8 protein-coding genes and 1 pseudogene are annotated in these 9,714 nt (G+C 45.5%); 3 read left to right on the top strand and 6 right to left on the bottom strand.

Features of this window, described 5'->3' with window-relative positions:
* Nucleotides 1-267: 267 nt before the first annotated feature.
* The gene (locus NC994_RS27135; protein WP_190440675.1) at nucleotides 268-1,566 is read left to right on the top strand and encodes a leucine-rich repeat domain-containing protein; all 1,299 of its coding nucleotides are present in this window, start codon (nucleotides 268-270) and stop codon (nucleotides 1,564-1,566) included.
* A 469-nt stretch (nucleotides 1,567-2,035) separates the two neighbouring features.
* Here NC994_RS27135 and NC994_RS27140 read toward each other — a convergent pair whose 3' ends face one another.
* On the bottom strand, nucleotides 2,036-2,416 hold the full coding sequence (locus NC994_RS27140; RefSeq protein ID WP_190440678.1) for a cupin domain-containing protein: 381 nt from the start codon (nucleotides 2,414-2,416) through the stop codon (nucleotides 2,036-2,038).
* 134 nt (nucleotides 2,417-2,550) lie between these two features.
* Nucleotides 2,551-2,700: pseudogene (locus NC994_RS27145) on the bottom strand (MerR family transcriptional regulator); the annotation flags it as partial.
* A gap of 226 nt (nucleotides 2,701-2,926) precedes the next feature.
* Here NC994_RS27145 and NC994_RS27150 point away from each other — a divergent pair.
* The gene (locus NC994_RS27150) at nucleotides 2,927-3,811 is read left to right on the top strand and encodes a class I SAM-dependent methyltransferase (protein WP_190440682.1); all 885 of its coding nucleotides are present in this window, start codon (nucleotides 2,927-2,929) and stop codon (nucleotides 3,809-3,811) included.
* A gap of 70 nt (nucleotides 3,812-3,881) precedes the next feature.
* Here NC994_RS27150 and NC994_RS27155 read toward each other — a convergent pair whose 3' ends face one another.
* Both NC994_RS27155 and NC994_RS27160 read right to left on the bottom strand, forming a co-directional pair.
* On the bottom strand, nucleotides 3,882-4,376 hold the full coding sequence (locus tag NC994_RS27155; RefSeq protein ID WP_199299807.1) for a GNAT family N-acetyltransferase: 495 nt from the start codon (nucleotides 4,374-4,376) through the stop codon (nucleotides 3,882-3,884).
* A 113-nt stretch (nucleotides 4,377-4,489) separates the two neighbouring features.
* Nucleotides 4,490-5,794: a nucleotide disphospho-sugar-binding domain-containing protein gene (locus tag NC994_RS27160; RefSeq protein ID WP_190440687.1), complete on the bottom strand. Its 1,305-nt coding sequence runs from the start codon at nucleotides 5,792-5,794 to the stop codon at nucleotides 4,490-4,492.
* A 141-nt stretch (nucleotides 5,795-5,935) separates the two neighbouring features.
* Here NC994_RS27160 and NC994_RS27165 point away from each other — a divergent pair, with 141 nt between their 5' ends.
* Nucleotides 5,936-6,583, top strand: coding sequence for a TetR/AcrR family transcriptional regulator (locus tag NC994_RS27165; protein WP_190440689.1), 648 nt, complete (start codon nucleotides 5,936-5,938; stop codon nucleotides 6,581-6,583).
* A gap of 404 nt (nucleotides 6,584-6,987) precedes the next feature.
* On the opposite strand, the gene NC994_RS27170 is transcribed toward NC994_RS27165, so the two are convergent.
* A complete protein-coding gene (locus tag NC994_RS27170) occupies nucleotides 6,988-9,111 on the bottom strand; it encodes a molybdopterin oxidoreductase family protein (RefSeq protein WP_190440691.1) in 2,124 nt (707 codons plus the stop codon).
* A 261-nt stretch (nucleotides 9,112-9,372) separates the two neighbouring features.
* Nucleotides 9,373-9,504: a hypothetical protein gene (locus NC994_RS27175; RefSeq protein WP_277879680.1), complete on the bottom strand. Its 132-nt coding sequence runs from the start codon at nucleotides 9,502-9,504 to the stop codon at nucleotides 9,373-9,375.
* Between the last annotated feature and the right edge of the window lie 210 nt (nucleotides 9,505-9,714).

A 9,714-nucleotide genomic window follows, 5' to 3' on the forward strand; every position in this document is an offset into this window, starting at 1 on the left:
TCTATTAATTATCTCATGAGACACAGATAAAAAGATGAGTTATGAGACACGGTGGAAGTGGGTTTGAGGCGCGTTGTCTCCGCTCCAGAAATTTGTCTTATAAACGGTTGTTTATAGCTCAATCTCTTCGGACTAGCAAAGCGATAGCTAATGCGATCGCACTCTTGAAAAACTCCCAACTGCTGACTGACTCTTTCACCTTTTGCATTTTCACAGCCTCCTGTTAGCCTTAGCTCAGAGCAGAATTTTGTTTAAGGTGATAGATGTATGAAGGTCAAAAATCATTTGAAACTGAACACTTCCCAAACTATTCCACAAGTTTTTCCGCCCTTCCGACTTCTCGCTACTCTAGTGCTTTTCCTGTTCGTTTCCGGTTCTCCTGGCGAGACTGTTGCCCTTCCAGAGACTACTCCTCAAACTTTTGCTGACTGGTGTTTGAATAAAGAAAACCTGAGCCTGGAGGCACAACACACAGTTGATATTTTGTTGGGAGTGGCGAAAACTCAAAATTGTCAGCGCGCTGACAAACTTCTTTCAACTCGCACCGAGCTTTGGCTCTCCAACAATCAAATAGCCGACCTCAGACCCTTTTCAGCATTCACTAATCTGACTCAACTCCGGCTCGATAACAATCAAATAGATGACATTGGACCCTTGTCTAGACTGACTAACTTGACTCTAATTGACCTTAGTAACAATCAAATAGATGACATCGGACCCTTGTCTAGACTGACTAACTTGACTCTAATTGGCCTTAGTAACAATCAAATAGATGACATCGGACCCTTGTCCACACTTACCAATTTGGCTCAACTCTGGCTCAATAAAAATCAAATAACCGACTTCAAGCCTTTATCATCTCTAACCAACCTGGCTTTACTTGACCTCGCTAACAATCAAATAAACGACCTCCGGCCCTTATCTTCTTTGACCAAGGTAATGCGACTCAATTTTAATAACAATAAAATAGATAACCTCAAGCCTTTATTATCTCTGACAAACCTGGTTGAACTTAACCTTGCTAACAATCAAATAAACGACCTCAAGCCCTTGTCAATACTCACCAAACTGACTCAACTCTTGCTTACTAACAATCAAATAGCCAATCTTCAACCCTTGTCTTCACTGAGGAATCTGACTCATCTCCGGCTTAATAAGAATCAAATAAACGACTTCAAGCCCTTGTCTTCACTGAGGAATCTGACTCTACTTGACCTGGCTAACAATCAAATAAACGACCTTAAGCCCTTGTCTTCACTGAGGAATCTGACTCTACTTGACCTTGCTCACAATCAAATAAACGACCTTAAGCCTTTATCATCTCTAACTAACCTGACTCAGCTTAGCCTCCATAACAATCAAATAGCCAACCTCAAGCCCTTATCAACACTCACCAAACTGACGAGCCTCTGGCTCGATGAGAATCAAATAGCCGACCTTAGACCCTTGTCACCACTTACTAATCTGGCTGGAGTCTCGCTCCCAAACAATGAAACACTCACCGATAAAGTTTGTCCAGTCAACTTGGGATTTAGCTGTAGCATCCTACCTTTACAAGGTTACTGAAACTTAGGCTTTAGCAACTAGCAATTCCCTTCTTCCCGCAATATGGCGACGTTGCTAGCGCACAAAAAAACCCTAGTATCATGGTCAGGGTTTTTTTTGTCCTCAATGGAACCTGATAGTGCAGGGGTGCGATCCGCAAAAAAATACCCCAGCTACAAGAGCCAGAGTACAAACTGCATCGAAAATTAATTACAGTCGTCTCACTGTATTCACTTCACATTTTAGGGGTTATTGCAGTTGCGCTCAGTCCTATCAAAAATTCAAGTACAGCAACTTGGGGTAATCGCAATAACCCTTTCCTAAAAACCTTAAAGCTTAGATTCCTAAGAGTCCGTCACTTACCCATTAGACATTAAGCATTTTCTCTGAGATTGTCGCTTGGAGGCAAACTACGTTTACCGCAACTGGGTTGAGAACCCCTTCCACCTAAAATTATCTGCTGTCGAATGCAGTTTGGTGGATTGAATGGTTAGGAATGGAAAGCCAAAGAATCTTCTAACGAGACAAGTTGATACCCTGCATCGGCTGGCGACACGACTGAAATAAAAACCAATGGCTCATCACCGTTGTTGAATACTCCATGTACGCATCCAGTATGAGCGACTATTATATCTCCTGCCACGATCGGTTTCGTAGTGCCTGCTTTATCAAGATAATATTCTCCCTTCCCGGTCAAAACAGTCCAAGTATCTTGCCCATTAGGATGGATGTGCGCGGGGATTTCCTGTCCCGGCTTGATGTACCAGGCTACAACGACAGCATCCTTGGACTCTGTAACGACTGAACGAACAGGCTCCCCGTTCGTTGGCTGCAAAAATTTAGAACTGTTGAATATCCTGGTCGTACTCATCTTTGTTCTCTTTTAGAAATAGGCTACACCAGCGAAAACAGTGCCACCTTAAGAGTTCTCTGGAACGCGATTGTCTCACAGATCACTAGAATCTTTTTGTATACAATGCAGCTTTAGTTAGATAGACTACCACCTCAAAGAACAGTGAGAGAACAGGGACAATCAGGCTTTTCTAACAGGGATTCAACCAGGGCATTGAACGCAACGGCTGCTAAAAGTCCGCCACCTAGAGAACCATCAGTCGTTAGGTACAGCGTGCCTATTTGCATCAGCCATCATTTAGCACAAGTCGTCATAGATGACTTTCCCGACCTGCCCCACTATTGGCTTAGTTATAGCAACGGAAAAGTTTTGGTCGGTAAGGCTCAAAAGCCTATAAATTAAGGCTTTTTTGGCTGTCCTGATTGACAAGTCTACGATTGCTTATGTAACGAAGCTAAGTTTATATGACTTAAAATCTTTAATATTGACCAATCCCAATAGTAACCCAGAAGCATCTAAGCAAACATCATGGCAGACGTACCTAATAGAAACCAACTACACCAAGAGAACCGCTTATCTTGGAACGAAGCGACCAAAGCACACAACAGTCATAAAAGTGACCAAGCCAAGTTTTTCAAAGCAGGTGGCAGTACCCTATTTCCAGAAGAAAAAGAACTGCTAGGTGACATCGCTGGCTTATCCTTAGTTCATCTCCAATGCAACGCAGGTCAGGACACCTTAAGTTTGGCACAACTGGGTGCTAAAGTAACTGGTGTAGATATCAGTGATGAAGCAATTGACTTTGCTCAAAAGCTATCACAAAAATCTGGCATTTATGCAACATTCCATCGTTCTGATATTTACGATTGGTTAGCAGAAACAGCAAACACGAACGAACGTTTTGATATAGCATTTTGCTCTTACGGCGCAATCTGTTGGCTATCTAATATTACTTTATGGGCAAAAGGTATCGCATCCATACTAAAACCCAATGGGCGATTAGTTGTAGTTGAATTTCATCCATTTGCCATGATGTTTGATGAACAAGGGACGCTAAAATATCCCTATTTTGCTGACGGTCAACCCTTAACTTGGTCAGATGGCATCAGCGATTATGTAGCACAATCGGCTGGTGGGCTAACACCTTGGGTTTATGAAAAGGGAATCGAAAATTTTCGTAATCCCTATCCGTCTCATGAATTTCAATGGGGTACTGGAGAAATTATTACAGCAGTATTAGAAGCTAAGCTAAATCTAGAAGTATTCAAAGAATATTCTTATGCTAATGGTTGCAAGTTATTTGACACAATGGAAGAATTACCCGGACGGCGCATGGTTTCTCCCTCTGATATACCTTCTATCCCTTTGATGTATAGCTTATGCGCTCGGATGCCTATACTTCACGAAAATTGATGGACTCTGATATTTATTAAACTTTGAACAAAAGAAAGTGTACTTCGCTGTTCCTTTGTTTTATTTTATGCTATTCAGTGATCCTAGCCATTGCATGAGCATCAACATAAGTACCAGAGCGGAAAGCGTACTTCCGAAATGTACCCTCTATTACAAAGCCATACTTTTCGTAAAGATGAATGGCGTTGGCATTATCAGTGTAAACAGTCAACTCGATGCGTTTTAGGTTAAGCCACTTTTCAGCTAAGTCTATCACCGATTCTATAAGAGCAGAGCCAATCCTTTGATTTTGGTAGTCGTCATGGACAAGCATACCTAGCTCGCCTACATGATTCCGACGCCCACCGAAGGTATGCAAACTAACCAATCCTACAACTTTTTGTTTTTGTTCCTGGTTGACAACGGCTACTAAACGATACATCCCTGTTGATGGGCTTTCTAATTTCTTTTTGATTTCATCGCGCGATTGGTAGGGCATTTGCAAGGTTCCCCACCGACATTTTGGTTGGAGAAAAAGCTCGGATACGTCTTCCCAATCAGACATTTCAAAAGCACGAATGAACATAACAGTTATCAGATAACAAATCATTTGTCGCTATCAACACATTAGTGTCGTTAATCCAAAAACCTTTCAAATTTTTTACAACAGGAGAAAGTGTGTTGATTGAGAGATTGCCGTTACTTGCTCAGCACAGGTTGTTTTGTGTTTGCTAGAGTTTCGAGTAATGATGCTGCAATCGCTGGAGAATCATATGACCTGATCTCTTGCTGAAACCGTTGGGCATTCTGCTTATAGGTTGGAGTCGATAGAATTGTTTCCACCGCACTTTTAATTTCTGCGGGTGTTGGGGTGCTTGTTTTGAGATCAATTCCGGTTCCAGTCCATTGCACTCTGGCGCAAATCTCTGGTTTTTCCTCAGTTTGTCCGGCTGTGACCATCGGCACTCCGTTTGCCAAAGCAATCTGCACGCCATTGAAGCCGCCATTTGTCACCATGACATCCACATGGGGCAACAAACAGGCATGAGGAATAAACGGTTCAATCCGCACATTCTGAGGTATTGCTTTGAGCTTGGCCCTCTCAAGCGGCTGTTTTCCAGTCGTCGCAACGATTAACACCTCCTCATCTGCAAGGGCTTGAATCGTTGGCTCAATGAGATCGCTTGCTTCCGTTGCAACTGTTCCTTGAGTAACGTGGACGACAGGCCGTTCACCCTGCAACTCCTGCCACCAAGCGGGCGGTACGAAGTCAGGGGGAGCCGGAGGCAGAAAAGTGCCAATGAAGTGAACCTGGGGCGGCAAGTCACTCCGTGGATATTCAAACGAAGGCGTTGTTCCTTGAAGGTAGAGAAAGGGTGAAAGTGCAGCCGTGAAAAAATCTTGCCCTTTGGGAGCTAAGCCAATACTAGACCGAACCCGATCTAAGTGAATACGGACATCCCGCATTAATACAGCACGAGAGAAGATGTTGAGTAGCTGATTCCGTAGCAGTCCGCTCATAGAAGGGTTCGGCTGCATTCCTAAGCCAAATGGAGCCGTATCGTGGCTCATAAAGGGTAAAGCAGACATCCCAAACGCTGCCCAGGGTAAACCTGTTTTTTCGTACAGCCAGGACATTCCCAGGAAGAACACATCACACAATAGAATCTCTGCTGGGAATTCATTGAGGATATCAGTGAGATCCTGTAATTGCGTCACCGCTGCATCAATAAAGCCGTGTTTGAGGTAGAACTTAAACTGCGCGACCCCTTTGAGCGCATCGCGCTGTTCAAGCCAACTTTTTTGAATTGTCTCAAATCGCGTTAAATCAATCCCGCGTTGAATCGAAACGTGACGCGCACCCGTCGCTTCGACCTTTTCTTTGAATCCATGCCCGGTGTACCACCACACTTCATGCCCCTGCTCAATCAGTCGCCGCACGATTGGTAGAGCCGGATTGACGTGCCCGGTCGCTGCAATCGTGCCCATCAGAAATCGTGTCATCGGTTTATGAATTAAACGTTTATTTCATAAAGATGAAGGCTACCTCTTGCTTGTGTCAAGCGTTAATGGAACGTTTATTTCATAAACCGAGTAGGATCTAGGATCAAGGCAGACTCACATCAACAGACCACGTACTGGCGTATGGCGCGTAAAGTCCAATCCGTAGAGCAGCCGAAGCGAGCGATTCGAGATGCCAAGACAACTCAGCAGCAGATTCTCGATGCCGCCGAAATTGAGTTTGCTCAACACGGGTTACATGGCACAAGGGTTGACCCAATTGCAACTCGTGCAGGAGTCGCGCCTCGGATGATCTATTACTACTTCCAGAGTAAAGAAGGGCTATATCAAGCCGTATTGCAGCGTCCGGCTGCGGTTCTCCAATCTGTGTTTGAGCAACTTAACCTGGATGCACTGCCTGCCAATGAAGCGTTGAGATCGCTGCTTCAAGCCACAATTGAGTACGAAACCACGAACCGAAATCGGGGAATGCTTTTGTTTCAGGAAGCAATTCAGAATCAGGGACGGTACTTTAAAGTCATTAATTGGCAGGAGCCGATTGCACAACTGGCAGGCGTTCTAGAACGTGGAATGCAAACGGGTGTTTTTCGCCCGCTTGATGTTCACATGACGACGCTCAATATTATTGGCATTTGTACGTTCTATGCCAATGCTTATGACAACGTGAAGCATCTCACGCCAGATGAGGATTTACTGAGTCAGGAGATGATAGAGCGTTATACCGAAGCTGCAATTCAATTAGTGCTCAGTGGTGTCCAAGCGGATACTTAGACACATACATTCCTTGCAGTGCGATCGCACTGGTGGTAGATCAGGTTCTACATCGTCATACATGGTTTTCCCGACTTTTAGCCTACTTTTGCCATCCCACCTGCGGCTTTTCCATGAGGCTTGTTGTTTCAAAAGCATAAGTCACCCCGCAGATCGCGCAGATCGCATCCTTCATCGCAGCCGGCTCAGTCTTGAAAAGATAAGTCGTGATCCTTGCCAGCTCAATTTTCGCAATCCTTTTATAGTGTAAGCCGTGCATCCCACGGGACTAGATAGCGATCGCTGTCTCGACTTCCGACTTCCTACCGAGTGAAGCTAGATTTCGGAGCGCCGAAATCTAGCGATCGCTGTCTCGACTTTCGACCCCCTGCTGAACCTCTTGAACTGTGCGAACCAGAGGGAACTCAGCTGACAATCACAACTTCAACCAAAGAATCTCCCACCGCCGCCACACGTCCCAAATCAGCAAAAGCAGATGAAGTTGCCGCATTTACAGTATTCGCTGCGTGAGAAAGCTTGCGCCAGTAACCCAGAGGCGCAACTACCACACCCAGTCGCGTAATGTCGCTAACATGAGCCGGAACCTGAAACGCTCCCCGGTCGTTGAACACCTTCACCAACTGCCCCTCGACGATACCACGAGCCGCTGCATCGGCTGGATGGACAATTACCCTTGGTTCTCTCTGTAATTTGCGGTGCTTGGGCAAATTGGCGAAGCAAGAATTAATAAACTGATGCGGTTTAGCTGATAGCAAACTTAGAGGATAACGCTCTTTTAGCGTCTGATTGCTAATCGGTGACTCCCGCTGCGGAGTATAAGTAGGCAACGGGTCTACTGGCGTTCCTGGTTGAAATTCTTCGCAGCCTTGGCGAAACGCTGGTAACACATAGTTACTATCCACAGCCATAGATGACAGGAACTCGCATTTCCCGGAAGGGGTGGGAAAGTTTCCCATAGAGTGAGGAACCAAGTCGATTTTTAACTTGGCAAACCCTTTCGTTTTGAGCAAATCCATATCAATGCCTTCTAGCGCAGGTGCAGACCAGTCCAAAACCTCGATTGCCATCTGCTCATCGCTAAGTTTAAAGCACTCTTCCTCAAACCCCATCCGAGTTGCCAAACGCCGGAAAAGTTCAATATTTGGGATGGCTTCTCCTAAAGGCGAGATCGCTGGCATATTTAAAGTTACATAGGTGTGTCCCCATGAAAACATCAAATCCAAATTCTCAACTTGAGTAGTAGCAGGCAGCAAAATGTCTGCATAATCAGCGGTATCTGTCATAAACTGCTCGCTGACAACAGTAAACAAATCCTCACGAGACAAACCCGCCACAATTTTGTCCTGTTCAGCTGCTTGGGTAACTGGGTTGCAGTTGTAGACAAACAAAGCCTTAATAGGTGGATTCAGTTCTCCAGTTAAAGTTTGACCAATCTGCCACTGGTTAACCACCCGTGTACCCGACTTAATAAACTCAGGGCGATGCACCACTTCCCAACGAATGGGGAAAGGCCACATAGGAGCCTGTAGCATTCCACCTCCCAAGTGCCGCCACGCACCCACTAAGGCAGGCAAACAGCAAATTGCCCGTATCCCCTGCCCGCCCCCTGCTTGCTTCTCCAGCGCAACTCCCAGACGAATAACTGATGGCTGCGTTGTAGCGTATTCCCTAGCCAGAGTTACGATATCTTCAGCGGGAATTCCCGTAATTTCAGCAACTCGTTCTGGTGGAAATTCGCTAACTCTTTCCTTGAGTTCTGCAAAGCCAACGGTGTAATTTTCTACATAGTCCGCATCAATTAAATTTGCGTTGATAATGACATGCATCAGTCCTAATGCAAAGGCACCATCTGTACCAGGACGAATCGGAATATGCCAATCTGCTTGCGTTGCAGTCTTGGTACGAACTGGGTCAATCACAACTAACTTAGCGCCGTTTTGTCTTGCTTCTTTGATAAATGGCCACAAATGCACGTTGGTGGAGAGTACATTGCAACCCCACAAGATAATGTATTTAGAGTGGGAAAAGGTGTCTGGGTCAGTACCGTGCGTTGCACCATAGGTCATCAGCCAAGCGGTGCTAGTTCCAGAAATGCAGAAGGTGCGTTCGCTGATGGAAGCACCTAGTCGATTGAAGAAGGCGTCGCCAACAGTCAGACCGTTGAGAAGCCCTTCGTGCCCTAGGTAACTGCATGGGAGGATGGCTTCTGCACCATACTGGGCAATAATTTCTTGAAAGCGGTTGGCAATCTCGTCAAGGGCAGCGTCCCAGCTGATCCGCTCAAATTGCCCGCTACCTTTGGGTCCAACTCGCCGCATCGGGTAAAGCACTCGCTCTGGGCTGTAAACTCGGTCAAGGTAGTCGCTAACTTTGCCGCAGAGAGTGCCTTGTGTAAAAGGATGGTCTGGGTTGCCGCTTACTGATGTGGCTCTACCATTCTCCACCGTTATGAGCATGGCACAGGTATCGGGGCAATCGTGAGGACATGCGCCGAGTACAATGGTCTTTTCGCCTACAGTGCTGACCATAACTTTGCCCCGCTGATTACAGGATTGTGGTTTTATATTTAGCGATCGCGTCTCTGAAAAACTGTCAAGAAAGTTACATAAAAATGAATTCTGCTTTCGTTATCTCTACGAGCGGAATTTTTGGGACAGCAGTAGGATTTAACTAAATAAATCGGGCTGAAACTGTAATGCATTAATGGCAGAGGAACTATCCCGCGCCTCAAATAGTGGAGCAGTAGGTGGAGTGAACACTTCAACATTAAGGGCTGACGCCTTTATGCACTAATTGGAATACGGTTTCTTGAGGGCGATCGCCCGCTTATTTTCAAAATTAGAAGAAATTTTGATGCCCCCAATTGGTGCTGGTTTTTGTAAGTAGCGATCGCCTTGAACAAAGGATGTCTGCAACCGCATTCAGTAGAAGGGATAAGTATAAATATTTACAGGTATTGGCGGACAGCTCTCACTTAAGACGCTATCTTTAACACTTGCTCCCCAGAAGAAACAACTTTATAGCGGTTCTCAGTTGGATGGCATACAGTAAGGGAGTAGCCCAGCCTGCCAGACAATCGCCGATCATGAAAGCCTACTCGCTTGACCTACGCCAAAAAGTGATTGATGCCT

This window comes from Trichocoleus sp. AS-A1, from assembly GCF_039962015.1.
Taxonomy (GTDB): domain Bacteria; phylum Cyanobacteriota; class Cyanobacteriia; order Cyanobacteriales; family FACHB-T130; genus FACHB-T130.